The 16752-nt window shown below is 66.4% G+C and carries 14 protein-coding genes and 1 pseudogene; 10 read left to right on the top strand and 5 right to left on the bottom strand.

Going from position 1 to position 16752, the window contains the following annotated elements:
* Positions 1 to 28: 28 nt before the first annotated feature.
* Positions 29 to 1051, top strand: a complete 1023-nt coding sequence (locus IT472_RS01235) for a phosphotransferase (RefSeq protein ID WP_297177174.1) — start codon at positions 29 to 31, stop codon at positions 1049 to 1051.
* Positions 1048 to 1749: an N-acetylmuramate alpha-1-phosphate uridylyltransferase MurU gene (gene murU, locus IT472_RS01230; protein ID WP_297177171.1), complete on the top strand. Its 702-nt coding sequence runs from the start codon at positions 1048 to 1050 to the stop codon at positions 1747 to 1749. The genes IT472_RS01235 and murU overlap by 4 nt, the downstream gene beginning before the upstream one ends.
* A gap of 39 nt (positions 1750 to 1788) precedes the next feature.
* Here murU and ilvD read toward each other — a convergent pair whose 3' ends face one another.
* The gene (gene ilvD / locus IT472_RS01225) at positions 1789 to 3627 is read right to left on the bottom strand and encodes a dihydroxy-acid dehydratase (protein ID WP_297177168.1); all 1839 of its coding nucleotides are present in this window, start codon (positions 3625 to 3627) and stop codon (positions 1789 to 1791) included.
* Between the two features lie 380 nt (positions 3628 to 4007).
* Here ilvD and ilvC point away from each other — a divergent pair, with 380 nt between their 5' ends.
* From ilvC to leuB, 7 genes and pseudogenes are all read left to right on the top strand, one after another.
* Positions 4008 to 5003 carry a ketol-acid reductoisomerase gene (ilvC, locus tag IT472_RS01220; RefSeq protein WP_297177165.1) on the top strand — a complete coding sequence of 332 codons (996 nt, stop codon included), beginning with the start codon at positions 4008 to 4010 and terminating at the stop codon, positions 5001 to 5003.
* Positions 5003 to 6718 carry an acetolactate synthase 2 catalytic subunit gene (gene ilvG / locus IT472_RS01215; protein WP_297177163.1) on the top strand — a complete coding sequence of 572 codons (1716 nt, stop codon included), beginning with the start codon at positions 5003 to 5005 and terminating at the stop codon, positions 6716 to 6718. Before ilvC ends, ilvG begins: the two co-directional genes overlap by 1 nt.
* Complete coding sequence (locus IT472_RS01210; RefSeq protein ID WP_297177161.1) at positions 6702 to 6938, top strand: ACT domain-containing protein; 237 nt, start codon at positions 6702 to 6704, stop codon at positions 6936 to 6938. Before ilvG ends, IT472_RS01210 begins: the two co-directional genes overlap by 17 nt.
* On the top strand, positions 6929 to 7858 hold the full coding sequence (locus tag IT472_RS01205; RefSeq protein WP_297177157.1) for an aminotransferase class IV: 930 nt from the start codon (positions 6929 to 6931) through the stop codon (positions 7856 to 7858). The genes IT472_RS01210 and IT472_RS01205 overlap by 10 nt, the downstream gene beginning before the upstream one ends.
* Positions 7858 to 8844 (top strand): annotated as a pseudogene (locus IT472_RS01200) (threonine dehydratase); the annotation flags it as partial. The gene IT472_RS01205 and the pseudogene IT472_RS01200, both read left to right, overlap by 1 nt.
* 116 nt (positions 8845 to 8960) lie before the next feature.
* The gene (locus IT472_RS01195) at positions 8961 to 10499 is read left to right on the top strand and encodes a 2-isopropylmalate synthase (protein WP_297177152.1); all 1539 of its coding nucleotides are present in this window, start codon (positions 8961 to 8963) and stop codon (positions 10497 to 10499) included.
* Between the two features lie 20 nt (positions 10500 to 10519).
* Positions 10520 to 11605, top strand: coding sequence for a 3-isopropylmalate dehydrogenase (gene leuB / locus IT472_RS01190; RefSeq protein WP_297177149.1), 1086 nt, complete (start codon positions 10520 to 10522; stop codon positions 11603 to 11605).
* Positions 11606 to 11682: 77 nt separating this feature from the next.
* Here leuB and leuD read toward each other — a convergent pair whose 3' ends face one another.
* A complete protein-coding gene (leuD, locus tag IT472_RS01185; RefSeq protein WP_297177146.1) occupies positions 11683 to 12336 on the bottom strand; it encodes a 3-isopropylmalate dehydratase small subunit in 654 nt (217 codons plus the stop codon).
* Complete coding sequence (leuC, locus tag IT472_RS01180; RefSeq protein ID WP_297177143.1) at positions 12333 to 13754, bottom strand: 3-isopropylmalate dehydratase large subunit; 1422 nt, start codon at positions 13752 to 13754, stop codon at positions 12333 to 12335. The genes leuD and leuC overlap by 4 nt, the downstream gene beginning before the upstream one ends.
* A gap of 98 nt (positions 13755 to 13852) precedes the next feature.
* On the opposite strand from leuC, the gene IT472_RS01175 reads away from it, so the two are divergent.
* Positions 13853 to 14734: a LysR family transcriptional regulator gene (locus tag IT472_RS01175; RefSeq protein ID WP_297177140.1), complete on the top strand. Its 882-nt coding sequence runs from the start codon at positions 13853 to 13855 to the stop codon at positions 14732 to 14734.
* A 59-nt stretch (positions 14735 to 14793) separates the two neighbouring features.
* On the opposite strand, the gene hda is transcribed toward IT472_RS01175, so the two are convergent.
* Together hda and IT472_RS01165 are read right to left on the bottom strand one after the other, a co-directional pair.
* Complete coding sequence (hda, locus tag IT472_RS01170; RefSeq protein WP_297177137.1) at positions 14794 to 15525, bottom strand: DnaA regulatory inactivator Hda; 732 nt, start codon at positions 15523 to 15525, stop codon at positions 14794 to 14796.
* The gene (locus IT472_RS01165) at positions 15518 to 16750 is read right to left on the bottom strand and encodes an AI-2E family transporter (protein WP_297177135.1); all 1233 of its coding nucleotides are present in this window, start codon (positions 16748 to 16750) and stop codon (positions 15518 to 15520) included. The genes hda and IT472_RS01165 overlap by 8 nt, the downstream gene beginning before the upstream one ends.
* Positions 16751 to 16752: the final 2 nt, after the last annotated feature.

Below are 16752 nucleotides of genomic sequence, written 5' to 3'. Positions count from 1 at the left end.
ATGCAGGGTGGGAGTTTACCCTGTGGGGATGACCGCCATTCCCGAAATCGACGATCCACGCGCCGCACAGCGCCTGGCCTGGGCCCGTGCCGCGCTCGACGACCCGCAGGCCAGCCTTGACCGCGCATCCACCGATGCCGGCTTCCGCAGTTACTGGCGCAGCTCCGGCAGCGGGGTGGCGCGGATCGTGATGGATTCGCCAACGGACAAGGAAGACGTACGCCCGTGGTTGCGCCTGCGTGACCTGCTGGAGGCCGGCGATGTGCGGGTGCCGCAGGTGCTGGCACGCGATGTCGAGGCCGGCTTCCTGTTGCTGGAAGACCTCGGGCCCTGGACCTACCTGCAGACCGTCAACAGCGGCAACGCCGATGAGATGTTCGACGCCGCGCTGGACCAATTGCTCAACCTGCAGCAAATCCCGCCTCCCGCCGACCTGCCGACCTACGACGCCGCCATGCTGGCGCGCGAATTGCGTCTGTTCGACGATTGGTTCTGCGGTCGCCACCTCGGACTGGCGCTGACGCCGTCCGAACGCGACACGCTGGAGGCCTGCTACCGCTTCCTGATCGAATCCGCGCTGGCGCAACCGCAAGTCCTGGTGCATCGCGACTTCATGCCGCGCAACCTGATGCCGGTGAAGGGCGGGCCGGCGGTGCTGGATTTCCAGGACGCGGTGCGCGGGCCGATCGCCTATGACGTCGTCAGCCTCTACAAGGACGCCTTCCTGAGTTGGCCCGAGGCGCAGGTCGGGGAATGGCTGGACCACTACCACGCACGTGCCGAGGCCTGCGGCCTGCCGGTGCCCGATCACGCACGCTTCCGTCGCGATGCCGACCTGATTGGCGTGCAGCGCCACCTCAAGGTCATCGGCATCTTCGCCCGCCTGTACCATCGTGACGGCAAGTTGCATTACCTCGGCGACGTGTCGCGTTTCTTCGGCTATCTCGCTGCGGTGATGCCGCGCTACCCGGAGCTGGCCGGTCTGGCACACCTGATCAACACCCGCGTGCTGCCGACCTATTCCCGCATGAAGCCCGGCAGCGGCGCATGAACGCGCTGATCTTCGCCGCCGGCCTCGGCGAGCGGATGCGGCCGCTGACCGACACCACACCGAAGCCCTTGCTGCGCGTGGCCGGCAAGCCGCTGATCGTCTGGCACCTGGACAAGTTCGCAGCCCTCGGCGTCGAACACGTCGTCATCAACACCTCGTGGCTTGCCGAGCAATTCCCGGACGTGCTGGGCGATGGCACGCGCTGGGGTCTGCACATCCACTATTCCCACGAAGGTCCCCGACCGCTGGAAACCGGCGGCGGCATGTGGCACGCACGCCATCTGCTCGGCGATGCGCCCTTCATCGCCGTCAACGGCGATATCTGGAGCAATCTCGACTACACCAGCTTGCCCCGTGAACCGCAGGGCGATGCGCATCTGGTGCTGGTGGACAACCCGGAACACAACCCAAGTGGCGATTTCGCACTTGCAGGAGATGGCAGCGTGCAGTCGGACGGCGCACATCGACTGACCTTCGCAGGCATCGGCGTGTATCGGCACGGGCTACTCGACAACTGGCGCAACATGATTGCGGCCGCACCGGGAGCCGACGAAACGCCACCCCGCTTCAAGCTCGCGCCACTGCTGCGCGCGGCGATGGCGCGTGGCGCCGTCAGCGGCCAGCACCACCGAGGCCGCTGGACCGACGTCGGCACGCCGCAGCGGCTGGCGGACCTTGATGCCGCACTGCGGCGCTGAGGGCTGCTCCGTTGACACGGAATTCTGCACGCCCTTCCATCACGGCTCCAACAGCGCCAGATTCCGCACTGCGCCCTTGTCGGCGCTGGTGGCCAGCAGGGCATAGGCCTTGAGTGCTGCACTCACCCTGCGCGCCCGCGGCCGCGCGGGCTTCCAGCCTTGCGCGTCCTGGGCGAGGCGACGTGCGGCGAGCACGTCATCGGCCACCAGCAGCTCGATGGAACGCTGCGGGATATCAATGCGGATGCGGTCACCGTCCTGTACCAAGCCAATCGCTCCGCCGGCCGCCGCCTCCGGCGATGCGTGCCCGATCGACAGTCCCGACGTGCCGCCGGAAAAACGCCCATCCGTCAGCAGCGCGCAGGCCTTGCCCAGGCCTTTGGATTTCAGGTAACTGGTGGGATACAGCATCTCCTGCATCCCCGGCCCACCCTTGGGGCCTTCGTAGCGGATCACCACCACATCGCCGGCCTGCACTTCATCACCCAGGATTCCTGCCACCGCCGCGTCCTGGCTTTCGTACACCCGCGCCCGACCTTCGAACACATGGATGGATGCATCCACGCCGGCGGTTTTCACCACGCAGCCATCCTCGGCGAGATTGCCGTACAGCACCGCCAATCCACCTTCCTGCGAATAGGCGTGCGCCATGTCGCGGACGCAGCCCGCGGCGCGGTCGGTATCCAGCGACGGCCAGCGCGTGGCCTGGCTGAAAGCCACTTGGGTGGGGATGCCGGCGGGCCCGGCCTTGTAGAACTCGTGCACCTTGGCATCGATGGTCTGGGTGATGTCCCAGCGCGCGATGGCTTCACCCAGCGTCTTTGCATGCACGGTCGCGGTTCCGGCATGCAGCAATCCGCCGCGCGCCAACTCGCCGAGGATCGCCATGATCCCGCCAGCGCGATGCACGTCTTCGATGTGGTACGTCTCGCTGTTGGGTGCCACCTTGCACAACTGCGGAACCTTGCGCGACAGCCGGTCGATGTCACGCAGGGTGAAGTCCACGCCTGCTTCCTGCGCGGCGGCCAGCAGATGCAGGATGGTGTTGGTGGAACCGCCCATGGCGATATCCAGCATCATCGCGTTTTCAAAGGCTTCGAAGGTGGCGATGCCACGCGGCAACGCACTGGCATCACCGGCGCCATACCAGCGATGGCACAGCTCCACCGCGGTCACCCCGGCCTGCTTGAACAAGGCTTCGCGGTCGGCGTGGGTGGCCAGCGTAGTGCCGTTGCCGGGCAAGGACAGGCCCAATGCTTCGGTCAGGCAATTCATCGAATTGGCGGTGAACATGCCACTGCACGAGCCGCAGGTCGGGCAGGCGCTGCGCTCCACCGCATCCAGCTGGGCATCGCTGACGCTGGCATCGGTGGCCTGCACGATGGCATCGACCAGGTCGAGCTTGCGCGGTGACAGCGCGGTCTTGCCGGCCTCCATCGGCCCACCGGACACGAACACCACCGGGATGTTCAAGCGCAGCGCCGCCATCAGCATGCCGGGGGTGATCTTGTCGCAATTGGAGATGCACACCAGCGCGTCGGCGCAGTGCGCATTGACCATGTATTCCACCGCGTCGGCGATCAGTTCGCGGCTGGGCAGCGAATACAACATGCCGTCGTGGCCCATGGCGATGCCGTCGTCCACCGCAATCGTGTTGAACTCCTTGGCCACGCCACCGACGCGCTCGATTTCGCGCGCGACCAACTGCCCCATGTCCTTCAGGTGCACATGCCCGGGCACGAATTGGGTGAAGGAATTGGCAATCGCGATGATGGGCTTGTGGAAGTCGGAATCCGTCATGCCGGTGGCGCGCCAGAGCGCGCGGGCGCCGGCCATGTTGCGGCCATGGGTGGAAGTCTTCGAGCGGTAGTCGGGCATCGTGAGCGCGCCTTGTGGATACGGTGGCGAATGGTGGAAGGATCGCTGCAAGCCTTGATCCTGCTTGCTTTCAGCGATTCGAAGAACAGTGACCTCGGGGCTGAGGAGGCCCGCGAAAAAAACAGTTGACAAACCCGATCATGGCATGTTCCCCTGTAAATATGTTGCAGCGCCACATGCCCCTGCCCACAACTTCCGCGACCGCCGATCCGGCGGCGCGCGTGCTCGTACTCGTACTCATTACCTCGCCCACAGGTGCGGGTCGATCCGGCGTGTAAGTCGCAAAAGTTCAACGCCAGAATCTCGAAACCCCGCATCGAAAGGTGCGGGGTTTTTCGTTTTTCCCCTCCGAAAACCAGCCCAACCAAGGAACTCCCGCAATGACCAACAGCACACCTACCATCACCCTCGTCGGCTACGGCAGCCAGGGTCGCGCGCACGCACTCAACCTGCGCGATTCCGGCTTCGCCGTCACCATCGGCCTGCGACCGGGTGGTCCCACCGAACGCAAGGCCAAGGCCGATGGCTTCACCGTCAAGACACCTGCCGAAGCGGTCAAAGGCGCGCAGATCGTCGCCGTGCTGACCCCCGACATGGTCCAGCCGCAGCTGTATGGCGAGGTGATCGAGCCGAACATGGACCAAGGCGCCTGCCTGCTGTTCGCGCACGGTTTCAACGTCCACTACGGCCAGATCAGCCCGCGTGCCGATCTCGACGTGGTGCTGGTGGCGCCCAAGGGCCCGGGCGCGCTGGTGCGCCGCGAATACGAGATCGGCCGTGGCGTGCCTTCGGTGTATGCCGTGCACCAGGACGTGTCCGGCAAGGCCGAGCAACTGGCCCTGACCTACTGCGCCGCCATTGGTGGGGCCCGCCAGAACGCGATCAGGACCACGTTCAAGGAAGAGACCGAAACCGATCTGTTCGGCGAACAGGCGGTGCTGTGCGGCGGTGCCACCAAGCTGGTGCAGGCCGGCTGGGAAACCCTGGTCGAAGCCGGCTACCAGCCGGAGGTGGCCTACTACGAATGCCTGCACGAACTGAAGCTGATCGTGGATCTGTTCTACGAAGGCGGCGTGACTCGCATGCACGAATTCATCAGCGAGACCGCGCAATACGGCGCACTGACGCGCGGCAACTACGTGGTGGATGACAACACCCGCGCGCAGATGCGCAAAGTCCTGGCCGAGATCCAGGACGGCACCTTCGCCCGCCAGTGGATCGCCGAATACGCCGCCGGCAACGCCCACTACAAGGCAATGAAACAGGCCGACCTGGACCACCCGATCGAAACCATCGGCAAGAAGCTGCGCGCCAACATGAAATGGCTGGGCACGTCGCAGGCCGCCAATACATCCAAACACAGCGAGGCCGCGTGATGAACGGTGCCCACTGGCTGGCGCACGCCTTGGTCGTCGAAGGCGTCGATACGCTGTTCGGGTATCCGGGCGGCGCGATCATGCCGTTCTACGATGCCCTGCACGACGTGCCCCAGCTCAAGCATGTGCTGGTCCGCCACGAACAGGGCGCAGCCTTCGCCGCCAACGGCTATGCGCGTGCCAGCGGGCGCGTCGGCGTGTGCGTGGCCACCTCCGGCCCCGGTGCCACCAACCTGTTTACCGGCATCGCCGATGCGCTGGTGGATTCGGTGCCGATGGTGGCGATCACCGGGCAGGTGGCCACGCCGCTGATGGGCACCGACGCCTTCCAGGAACTGGACGTGTTCGGCATGAGTTTCCCGATGGTCAAGCACAGCTACATCGTGCGCGATGTCGACGAGCTGCCGCGGATCGTGGGTGAAGCCTTCCGCATTGCCCGCAGCGGCCGCCCGGGGCCGGTTCTGATCGACCTGCCGAAGGACGTGCAGAACGCCGATGCCTCGCACCTGCCCGCCCATGCGCCGCAGCCCACCGATGCCGTGGAAGTCCCCAGGGATGCCTCGCTGCATGAAGCGCTGGCGCTCATGGCAATCGCGCAGCGACCGGTGATCTACGGTGGCGGCGGCATCGCGCTGGGGGATGCAGTGGCGGATTTCCGCACCTTCGTCGATGCCACCCAGATCCCGACGGTGCTGACCCTGAAAGGCCTGGGCGCCCTGCCCGGCACGCACCCGCTGAACCTGGGCATGCTGGGCATGCACGGCTCGCGTGCGGCCAACCTGACCGTGCAGGAAGCCGACCTGCTGATCGTGGTCGGCGCACGGTTCGATGACCGTGCCACTGGCAAGCTGGCCGAGTTCGCCCCGCATGCGCACGTCGTCCACATGGATCTGGACGCCTGCGAGATCGGCAAGCTGCGGGTGGCCGATGCCGGCGTGCGCGGCGATCTGCGCAAGACCCTGGTCACGTTGACCCTTCCTTGCGCGGCGCATGTGCATGGTCGCCACGCGGCGGCGCGCAGGGACTGGCGATCACGATGCCGGCAACGCGCGCAACAGCACGCCGCGCGTTATGACGCGCCGGGCAATGCGGTGTACGCCCCTGCACTCCTGAAACGGCTGTCGGAACTGGCGCCAAGCGCCATCGTCAGCTGCGATGTCGGCCAGCATCAGATGTGGGTGGCGCAGCACTGGCAATTCGATCATCCGCGCAAGCACCTCACCTCGGGATCTCTGGGGGCGATGGGCTTCGGCCTGCCGGCCGCGATCGGCGCGCAACTGCAGAACCCCGACGCGCAGGTGATCTGCGTCAGCGGCGACGGCTCGATCCAGATGAACATCCAGGAACTGGCCACCCTGCGCCGCTACAACCTGCCGGTGAAGATCGTGCTGTTGGACAACCAGGCCCTTGGCATGGTGCGGCAATGGCAGGAGCTGTTCTTCGACCAGCGTTATTCGGAAATCGACCTGCGAGACAACCCGGATTTCCTCACCCTCGCCCAGGCCTACGGCATCGAAGCCCTGCACCTCGAACGCGCCGAGGACATGGATTCGGCCCTCGCCGCGCTGCTCGCGGCCAAGGGCCCGGCGTTGCTGCACGTCGCCATCGACACCGCCGCCAATGTCTGGCCACTGGTGCCGCCCAACCGCAACAACGCCCAGATGCTCGATTCCAACCCAACCTTGCGAGAACCTGCCCATGCGCTACCAGCTTGACCTCACCCTGCGCCTCGTCGAAGGCGCCCTCACCCGCGTGCTTGGCGCGGCCGAACGACGCGGCTTCCAACCCGTGGCGGTGGAAGGCGAAGCCCAGCCGGATGGCGATCGCTGGCACCTGCGCATGACCATGCAGGGCGAGCGCGCGCCGGAGCTCCTGCAACAGCAGTTGGCCAAATTGGTCGATTGCCTGGCCGTCGAGGTGCGCCCATGCAACTGAACACGCCTGCGGCACCTGCCGATGACGTCGAGGCCGCCCCCGTCGACACCCAAACGCACGATCGCTGGGCCTGGTTCAACGGTCGATTGGTGAGCCTGGATACCGCGCAAGCGGGGCTGGACACCCACGCCATGCACTACGGCAGCGGCGTGTTCGAAGGCATCCGCGCCTATGCCACCACGGATGGCGGTGCGGCGGTGTTCCGCCTGCCCGAACACCTGGAGAGGATGCGCAAGGGCGCCCAGTTGCTGGGCCTGCCCTTCGATCCGGCGCAGGTCACCAATGCCGTGCTCGCGACCCTGCGTGCCAATCGCCATCGCGACGCCTATATCCGGCCCTTGGCCTGGGCCGGCGAAGGCGGCTTCGGGCTGGACTTGGCCGGGCACCGGGCACATCTCATGGTGGCCACCACCGCCAGCACCGTGCACCTGCATGGCCAGCGTACCCGCGTCGGCGTCTCGCCGTGGCGGCGCAATCCCTGCGATTCGCTGCCGCCGCTCAAGCTGTGCGGCGGCTACGTCAATTCCATCCTCGCCAAACGCGAGGCCAAGGCGCGCGGCTTCGACGAAGCCCTGTTCTGCGACCGGAGTGGACGCGTGGTCGAATGCACGGGCGCCAATGTCTTCATGGTGAAGGCCGGACAGATCACCGCCGTCGAACACCCGGATGCCCTGCCCGGCATCACCCGCGACGCACTGCTGGCCCTGAGCGGCGCCGAAGCGCGCACGGTCATGTTGGACGAACTGCTGGAGGCTGACGAGGTGTTTGTCTGTGGTACTGCGGCGGAAGTGGCCCCGATTGCCGAGATCGAAGGTCAACGCTATGGCGACAACCCGGTGACCCGCACGCTGTCGGCACGGTTTGCGCGCGTGCTGCGCGGACAGTATCCGACGTATCGCCATTGGTTGACGCCGGTGTGATGGACACCGCCGACCCGGACGTAACCACCGTCACCGCCAGTGACGTCCTCGCCGCGCAGGCACGCCTGCGTCGGTATCTCGATGTCACGCCCACCCACTACGCCGAGCGGTTCGGTTGCTGGCTCAAGCTCGAGAACCTGCAACGCACGGGTTCCTACAAGGTGCGCGGCGCGCTGAATGCACTGCTGGCGGCGCGCGAACGAGGCGACTTGCGTCCCACCATCGCTGCCAGTGCCGGCAACCATGCGCAGGGCCTGGCGTGGGCAGCCTATCGGCTGGGCCGACAGGCCATCACCGTGATGCCACGTTGCGCGCCACAGACCAAGATCGCCGGCGTCGCCCATTGGGGCGCCACCGTGCGCTTGCACGGTGAAAGCTACGACGAAGCCAAGGCCTTCGCCGCCGAGCTCGCCGCCCAACACGACTACCGCCTGCTGTCCGCCTTCGATGATCCCGACGTGATCGCCGGCCAAGGCACGGTGGGGCTGGAGATCGCAAGCGCCGTGTCGCCGGACGTGGTGATCGTGCCGATCGGCGGTGGCGGCCTCGCGGCCGGCGTGGTGCTGGCGTTGAAATCGCAGGGTGTGCGCGTGGTCGGCGCCCAGGTCGAAGGCGTGGATGCGATGGCGCGCGCCCTGCGTGGTGACGACCGCATCATCGAGCCGGTCACCACCCTGGCCGATGGCGTGAAGGTGAAGGTCCCCGGCCAGTTGACCCGCCGGGTGCTGGGTGAATTGCTCGACGATGTCGTGATCGTGCGCGAAGCAGAATTGCGCGAAACCTTGGTGCGCTTGGCACTGGAAGCACACGTCATCGCCGAGGGCGCCGGGGCACTGGCGCTGGCGGCCGGCAAGCGCGTCGTGGGCAAGCGCAAATGCGCCGTGGTCTCCGGCGGCAATCTGGATGCCAGCGTGCTGGCCACCTTGCTGCAGGACGTGCGCCCACGTCCGCCGCGCAAGCCACGGCAGCGCAAGCAGGACCGACTTACACCGCCGGCGGCCACGCACACCGCGCTGCCCGCCGGCCTCTTGCCTGCACTCGCCACAGCCACCCATTCGATGCCGCGCACGGCGCGCATCAACCGCAAGGAAGAACTCCCCGCATGAACGTTCCAGGCCCACGTGTTCGCATCTTCGATACCAGCTTGCGCGACGGCGAGCAATCGCCCGGCTTCACCATGAGCAGCGCGCAGAAAATCACCTTTGCCCACGCGCTGGCCGACCTCGGCGTGGACGTGATCGAGGCCGGTTTCCCCAACAGCTCGCCTGCGGATTTTCGCGCCGTGCAGACCATCGCCCGCGAGGTGCGAGCCACCACCATCGCGGCATTGGCGCGCTGCCACCCCGGCGACATCGAAGCCTGCGCCCGCGCGCTGGACGGGGCCGCGTCGCCACGTATCCATGCATTCATCTCCACCAGCCCGCTGCATCGCCGGTTCAAGTTGAACATGAGCCGCGAGCAGGTGATCGAACACGCCCATCGGGGCGTCACCCTGGCACGCACGCATGTCGATGACGTGGAGTTCTCCGCCGAAGACGCCTTCCGCACCGAGCGTGAGTTTCTGGTGGAGGTCTTCAACGTCGCCGTGGCGGCAGGCGCCACCACCCTGAACGTGCCCGACACCGTCGGCTACGCCACCCCCGATGAAATCCGCGCGCTGTTCCAGTACCTGCGCGCCAACGTCAAGGACGCCGACGGTGTGGTCTTCAGTGCCCACTGCCACAACGACCTGGGTCTGGCCGTCGCCAACTCGCTGGCTGCCATCGAAGGCGGTGCACGCCAGGTGGAATGCACCATCAACGGCATCGGCGAACGCGCCGGCAATGCCGCGCTGGAAGAGTTGGTCATGGCATTGAAGGTGCGCGGTGGCTGGTTCGGCGTCGAGACCGGCATCGACACCCCGAAATTGCTGGAGACCTCGCGCCTGCTGTCGCGCATCACCGGCAACCAGGTGCAGCGCAACAAGGCCATCGTCGGCCTGAATGCCTTCGCCCACGAATCCGGCATCCACCAGCATGGCATGCTGAAGAACCGCGACACCTACGAAATCATGCACCCACGCGACGTCGGCTGGCCGGATTCGCAACTGGTCCTTGGCCGCCACAGTGGTCGCGCCGCCGTGGTCAACCGCCTGCGCGCCTTGGGGTTCGTGCTGGACGACGCGAAACTCGATCAACTCATCGCGGACGCCAAGGCCCTGACCCATACGCAGCATGTGGTCAGTGATGCGGATCTGCTGCGGCTGGTCACCGGCAACCCCGATGACGCCGGCTGGCGAATCGACTCGATGAGCCTGATCGACGAAGGCCAGCACACCCGTGCGCACGTGGCACTGTCCAATCCAGACAACCACACCGTCAAACGGGATGCCCAGGGCGACGGCCCGATCGCCGCCCTGTTCGCGGCGCTGGCAAAGGCCACAGGCGTGGATTTCGAATTGGAGAGCTACGAAGTGCACAGCATGGGCACCGGCCGTGACGCCCGCGGCGAAGCCAATCTCAGCGCACGGATCGGAGGCGAATCCTTCAGCGGTCAGGGCACCAGCCGTGACGTGCTGGAAGCCTCCGCCATCGCCTGGCTGGATGTTGCCAACCGCCTGCTGCGCAGCCATGCCATGCAGCGCATCCCCGCCTTCGCCTGATCCCTGACCACGAGAAACTGATGAACGCCAATATTCTTGTCTTGCCGGGTGATGGCATCGGCCCGGACGTGACGGCAGCCGCCGTCTCCGTGCTGCAACGCGTGGCCGAACGTTACGGCCACGACTTCCGGTTCGAGACGCAATTGATCGGCGGTGCCGCGATCGATGCCACCGGCACCCCGTTGCCGGACGCCACCTTGCACGCCGCCCAGCGCGCCGACGCCGTCCTGCTGGGCGCCGTCGGTGGCCCCAAATGGTCGGACCCCAATGCCAAGGTGCGCCCAGAACAAGGCTTGCTGGCCATCCGCAGGGCACTGGGGCTGTTTTCCAATCTGCGCCCGGTCAAGCCCCATCCGGCCACGCTGGGCGCTTCCCCGATCAAACCGCACCTGTTGCAGGGCGTGGACGTGCTGGTCGTGCGCGAGCTCACCGGTGGCATCTACTTCGGCGACAAGACCCGCAGCGAGGATGACGCCACCGACCTGTGCCGCTACAGCGTCACCGAAGTCGAACGCGTGGTGCGCCACGCCGCCGCGCTGGCGCGCGCACGCAGCGGCAAACTCACCTCGGTGGACAAGGCCAATGTGCTGGAAACCTCGCGCCTGTGGCGTGACGTCACCACCCGGGTGATGCACGACGAATTTCCCGATGTGCGGTTGGAGCATCAACTGGTCGATTCGATGGCGATGCACCTGCTGGCACGCCCACGCGATTACGACGTCATCGTCACCGAGAACATGTTCGGCGACATCCTCACCGATGAAGCCTCGATGCTGGCCGGCTCGCTGGGCCTGCTGCCCTCGGCATCGCTGGGTGCACGCAAGGCCGGGCTGTACGAGCCCATCCACGGCAGCGCCCCCGACATCGCAGGCCGCGGCATCGCCAACCCCTACGCCACCATCCTCAGTGCCGCCCTGCTGCTGCGGCATTCACTGGGGCTGGAGACGGAAGCACGGTGCGTGGAACAGGCGGTCAGCGACGCACTGGACGATGGCGTCTTCACCGCCGATCTGGCTCCCGCGGGAACCGCCGTGGGCACCCAGACCGCGACGGCAGCCGTGCTCGAACGCCTGCAGGACTGCCGCGTGTGCGAACTTCGCGACTGAACCTGCTCGCCGCTGCACCCTGCAGACGCCGCCTGCGGGCGGCGTCATGGCCGTTGGAACCGGTAGCGCCTACGACCTCAGGCTGACGGACATTCGGCGAACAACCACGGCTGAGCCGTGCGGTGGCGTGCTTCGAAGGCACGGATCGCAGCGCTCGCTTCCAGGGTCAGACCGATGTCATCCAGCCCACCCAGCAGGCAGTGCTTGCGGAAGGCATCGACCTCGAACCCGTGCACGACACCGTCGGGACGGGTGACCGTCTGCGTAGCCAGGTCGATCGCCAGGGCATAGCCTTTGGTTTCCGCACACTGGGCAAACAGGACGTCGATCACGTCCTTGTCCAGCTCGATGGGCAATAGCCCGTTCTTGCAGCAGTTGTTGTAGAAGATATCGGCAAAGCTCGGGGCAAGAATGGTACGGAAGCCGTATTCGGCCAATGCCCACGGCGCGTGCTCACGGCTGGAACCGCAACCGAAGTTCTCCCGCGCCAGCAAGACACTGGCGCCTTGGAAGCGCGGCGCATTCAAGACGAACTCCGGGTTCAGCGGGCGGGTGCTGCACGCCTGCCCCGGCTGGCCGACATCCAGATAACGCCACTCGTCGAACAGATTCTGACCGAAGCCGCTGCGCTTGATCGACTTCAAGAATTGCTTGGGGATGATCTGGTCGGTATCCACATTGGCGCGATCCAGTGGCGCCACCACGCCAGCATGTTGGGTGAATGGCGTCATGGCAGCTCCCGTACATCGATGAAGCGGCCGGCAATCGCCGCCGCGGCGGCCATCGCCGGGCTGACCAGATGGGTGCGGCCACCGGGGCCTTGGCGGCCTTCGAAATTGCGGTTGGAGGTGGAGGCGCAATGCTCGCCCGGCTCCAGCCGGTCCGGGTTCATCGCCAGGCACATCGAACATCCCGGCGCACGCCATTCAAACCCGGCCTCGACGAAAACCCGGTCCAGGCCCTCGCGCTCGGCCTGCGCCTTCACCAGCCCCGAGCCCGGCACCACCAAGGCCTGCTTGACCGATGCCGCGACCTTGCGCCCCTTCGCAACGGCGGCGGCGGCACGCAAATCCTCGATCCGCGCATTGGTGCAAGAGCCGATGAACACGCGATCCAGCCGAATGTCGGTGATCGCCTGATTGGCGCGCAGCCCCATGTAGTGCAGTGCGCGTTCGATCGAGCCGCGCTTGACGGGATCGTCCTCGTGCGCAGGGTCCGGCAGGCGTGCATCCACCGGCAGCACCATCTCCGGCGACGTGCCCCAGCTGACCTGCGGCTGGATGTCTTCGGCGCGGAGCCTCACCACCGTGTCGAACACCGCGTCGTCATCGGACACCAGCCCCCGCCACAGCGCCACTGCCGCATCCCACTGCGCGCCCTGCGGCGCAAACGGGCGTCCGCGCACGTAGTCCAGCGTGGTTTGATCGACCGCCACCATGCCGACCCGCGCGCCGGCCTCGATCGCCATGTTGCACAGGGTCATGCGGCCTTCCATCGACAGAGCGCGGATGGCGCTGCCGGCAAATTCCAGTGCATGGCCATTGCCGCCGGCCGTCCCGATCGTGCCGATGATCGCCAGCACCACATCCTTGGCGGTGACACCGGGCGGCAACACACCCTCCACCTCCACCCGCATGTTTTTCATCTTCTGTGCCACCAGGCATTGCGTGGCCAGGACGTGCTCGACTTCCGACGTGCCGATGCCGTGCGCCAGTGCGCCGAATGCGCCATGGGTGGAGGTATGCGAGTCACCGCAGACCACGGTCATCCCCGGCAGGGTCGCGCCCTGCTCGGGGCCGACCACATGGACGATGCCTTGGCGGGGATCGTCCATCCTGAATTCGAGGATGCCGAAGTCGTTGCAGTTCTCGTTCAGCGTCTGCACCTGCAGTCGCGAAACCGCATCGACGATCGCGTCCAGTCCGCCTGCGCGCTCCGCCTGCGTCGTCGGGACGTTGTGGTCGGGCGTGGCGAGATTGGCCTGCACGCGCCACGGCGTGCGCCCGGCCAAGCGCAGGCCTTCGAACGCCTGCGGCGACGTCACCTCATGCAGGATGTGGCGGTCGATGTACAGCAGCGACGCGCCATCGTCGCGGCGCACCACTTCGTGTATCGCCCACAGCTTGTCGTAGAGGGTTTGGCCGGGCATGGCGCACCAGTGGCGGATTCAGGCGCCCAGACTGGCAGCTTTCATTCCATCGCTCAAATGGATATTTTTCATCGATTCGATTCCGAACTGGAATGCACATGGAACTCGCCAACCTTGCTGCCTTCATCGCCGTGGCCGATTGCGGTGGCTTTTCTGCCGCCGCCCACCACATCCACCTGACCCAACCCGCGATCAGCAAGCGGATCGCGCAACTGGAAGACGGGCTGCAGGCACGCCTGTTCGACCGCATCGGCCGACAGTCCTCCCTGACCGAAGCCGGCCGGATCCTGCTGCCGAAGGCCCGCGCGCTGCTGGCGGACGCCGACGCGGCGCGGCATGCCCTGCAGGATCTCAAGGCCGAGGTCGGCGGCAGCCTGCGCCTGGCCTGCAGCCACCACATCGGCCTGCATCGCCTGCCGACCGTGCTGCGCAGGTACACGGCGACGTACCCGAATGTCGCCCTTGAGCTGCGCTTCATGGAATCGGAGCAGGCCCTGGACGAGGTCCTCCAGGCGCGCGTCGACCTGGCACTGACCACACTCGGGACCACGCGCTGGACCCTGCCGGCGCCGCTGCGGGCAACACCGGTGTGGGAGGATTCACTCTGCTGCGTCGCCGGTGCCGACCACCCCCTGATCCGACGCAAGCGCCTGAAACCGGCGCAACTGGCCGCGCACCCGGCGGTGCTGCCGGAACCGCAGACCTTCACCCATCGCATCATCGCCGATGCCTTCGCCCGCCATGGCCTCAGCCTGCAGCTGCGGATGACCACCAACTATCTGGAAACGCTGAAGATGCTGGCATCGACCGGGCTGGCCTGGAGCGTCCTGCCGCGCAGCATGCTGGATCACGGCCTCCAGGTGTTGCCGGTCAGCGGGCTCCGGCTGCATCGTCAACTGGGCTGCGTCACCCATGCCGGCCGAACGCTGTCGCGCGCGGCGCAGGCCCTGCAGGTGCTGCTGCGGGAAGGCGCAGGCTGACCGTCATCCGATCCGACATCGACCTGATCCTGCCCCCGCGGCTCACGCACCTTCGCCGATCATGCCGCGCCGCTGCGCTCCGGCGATCCCTGGGCTTCCAGCACCTGGCGCAGGAAAGGCACCGTCAGGCGTCCCCGTTTTTCCGCCAGCGAGGCGCGATCCAATTGCTCGAACAACGCAGCCAGGCTGCCGGGATCGCGGCTGCAACGGCGCAACATCCAGTCCAGTGCCGCATCGTCGAACTCCAGCCCACGCGCAGCCGCACGCAGGCGCAACATCCGCACGCGTCCGCCATCATCCAGCGTCGGCAACGTCCAGCGCGTGCATTGGGCCAACCGTGAACGCAGGTCGGGCAAGGCCACCGGCAGCGCATCCGGCGAATCGGCGGCCGCCAACAACAGCCCGCTGCCACTGGCCTGCTGCGCGTTGTAGAGGTCGAACAGCGCCAGCGCGTCTTCGCGCTCGCCAACAACCACCTCCAGATCATCCAACGCGACCAGGTCCGCGGTGACAGCCTGCAACAGGGCGCGGGCCTTGCCACGCAGGTCGCGCAATCCCACATAGACGGCGCGGCGACCCGCTGCCTCGGCATCGGCACAGGCAGCCAGCAACAGATGGGTCTTGCCGCTGGAATGCGGCCCGCACAGGAACACCGACTGGCCTAGTGCCCCCTCGGCCAGCGCGCGCAGTTGCTCGAGCAGGCCCACTGGCGCATCGACGAAGCGATCGAAGCGCTGGTCCGGTGGTGCACGCAGCGCAAGCGGGAGTTGTGGCCCCGCGGTCTCAGCCAAGGCCATTCCGGTCGTCCTGGGGCGCCGACTCGACATCTGTCGCCGCCTCCGTCCCGACTGCATCTGTTCCGACGCCCTCCGTCCTGACTGGCTCGGGTGCGCCCACGACACCCTCGACGTCCACCAGCCCCACCGGCGTCTCGCCGGCGTACAACTCGCTGTGGCGATAGCGGTCCTGCGCGTAGCGCAGCAGCACGTTGGCCACCGCCGCCACCGGCAGCGCCAACAGCATGCCAAGGAAGCCGAACAGGGCACCGCCGGCCATCACCGCGAAGATCACCGCCATCGGGTGCAGGCCGATGCGGTCGCCGACCAGTTTCGGCGTCAGCCAATAACTTTCGACGGTCTGCCCGATCGAGAACACCACTGCCACCCCGACCAGATGCTGCCAGTCGCCGAACTGGACCAGCGCCGCCAAGCCACCCAGTACGATGATCGACGCCGGGCCGAGATAGGGCACGAAGGTCAGCAGACCGCCGATCAGCCCGATCAGGATGCCGAGGTCGAGGCCGACGATCCACAGCCCGACACCGTAGATGATGCCGAGGATCAGCATGACCATCATTTGGCCACGCAGGAAGCCCCCCAGCACCGCATTCGACTCCAGCGCCAGTCGGCGCACGGTCTGGTAGTGATCGCGCGGGACCAGCGAACCCACGCGCCCCATGATCAGGTCCCAATCGCGCAGGAAGAAGAAGGTCAGCACCGGCAGCAGCACGATGTTCACCATCCAACCGATCAGGGTGAAGCTCGAAGCCGATACGTAACCTAGCACCACCGCTGCGGCACCACCGGCGCTTTGCCAGTGCTCACGGAGCAACGCGAGCAAGTGATCCATGTCCAGCCAGGTATGCAACTGGAAATGTACCCGGTCTTCGATCCACGGCACCAAGGTGCCGATGAACCAGTCGCGGTAGTGTGGGATGGAATCGATCAGGGTTGAGATTTGCTGTTCGAGGACCGGAATCAGCAACAGGATCGCCAATGTGAGCACGAGGATGATCGCCGTGAACACTAGGATCACCGCGGTATGCCGACCGATCCCGCGCGACTGCAGCCGATCCACCATCGGATCGCCCAGCCAGCCGAGGATCGCCGCGAACGCGAATGGCGCCAGCACCGGTGAGAGGATCCAGACCAGCCAGAAGCACCCGGCCGCGAGCACGCCCCACTGCAGGCGTCGGTAAAAACTGGCGATCGTCGCCAGGTCCTCGGCATGTGACATGC

This window comes from Thermomonas sp. (assembly GCF_020850895.1).
Taxonomy (GTDB): domain Bacteria; phylum Pseudomonadota; class Gammaproteobacteria; order Xanthomonadales; family Xanthomonadaceae; genus Thermomonas.
The sequence above is the reverse complement of the archived record's forward strand: the minus strand, read 5'-3'. Positions and strand labels throughout refer to the sequence as shown.

Bases quoted from the DNA above. Each gene is read 5' to 3' on its own strand.
- ilvD (WP_297177168.1), bottom strand. From the start codon at position 3,627: ATGCCCGACTACCGCTCGAAGACTTCCACCCATGGCCGCAACATGGCC.
- murU (WP_297177171.1), top strand. From the start codon at position 1,048: ATGAACGCGCTGATCTTCGCCGCCGGCCTCGGCGAGCGGATGCGGCCG.
- leuB (WP_297177149.1), top strand. From the start codon at position 10,520: ATGAACGCCAATATTCTTGTCTTGCCGGGTGATGGCATCGGCCCGGAC.
- leuC (WP_297177143.1), bottom strand. From the start codon at position 13,754: ATGCCCGGCCAAACCCTCTACGACAAGCTGTGGGCGATACACGAAGTG.
- IT472_RS01175 (WP_297177140.1), top strand. From the start codon at position 13,853: ATGGAACTCGCCAACCTTGCTGCCTTCATCGCCGTGGCCGATTGCGGT.
- IT472_RS01165 (WP_297177135.1), bottom strand. From the start codon at position 16,750: ATGTCACATGCCGAGGACCTGGCGACGATCGCCAGTTTTTACCGACGC.
- IT472_RS01210 (WP_297177161.1), top strand. From the start codon at position 6,702: ATGCGCTACCAGCTTGACCTCACCCTGCGCCTCGTCGAAGGCGCCCTC.
- ilvC (WP_297177165.1), top strand. From the start codon at position 4,008: ATGACCAACAGCACACCTACCATCACCCTCGTCGGCTACGGCAGCCAG.
- IT472_RS01235 (WP_297177174.1), top strand. From the start codon at position 29: ATGACCGCCATTCCCGAAATCGACGATCCACGCGCCGCACAGCGCCTG.
- ilvG (WP_297177163.1), top strand. From the start codon at position 5,003: ATGAACGGTGCCCACTGGCTGGCGCACGCCTTGGTCGTCGAAGGCGTC.
- leuD (WP_297177146.1), bottom strand. From the start codon at position 12,336: ATGACGCCATTCACCCAACATGCTGGCGTGGTGGCGCCACTGGATCGC.
- IT472_RS01205 (WP_297177157.1), top strand. From the start codon at position 6,929: ATGCAACTGAACACGCCTGCGGCACCTGCCGATGACGTCGAGGCCGCC.
- IT472_RS01195 (WP_297177152.1), top strand. From the start codon at position 8,961: ATGAACGTTCCAGGCCCACGTGTTCGCATCTTCGATACCAGCTTGCGC.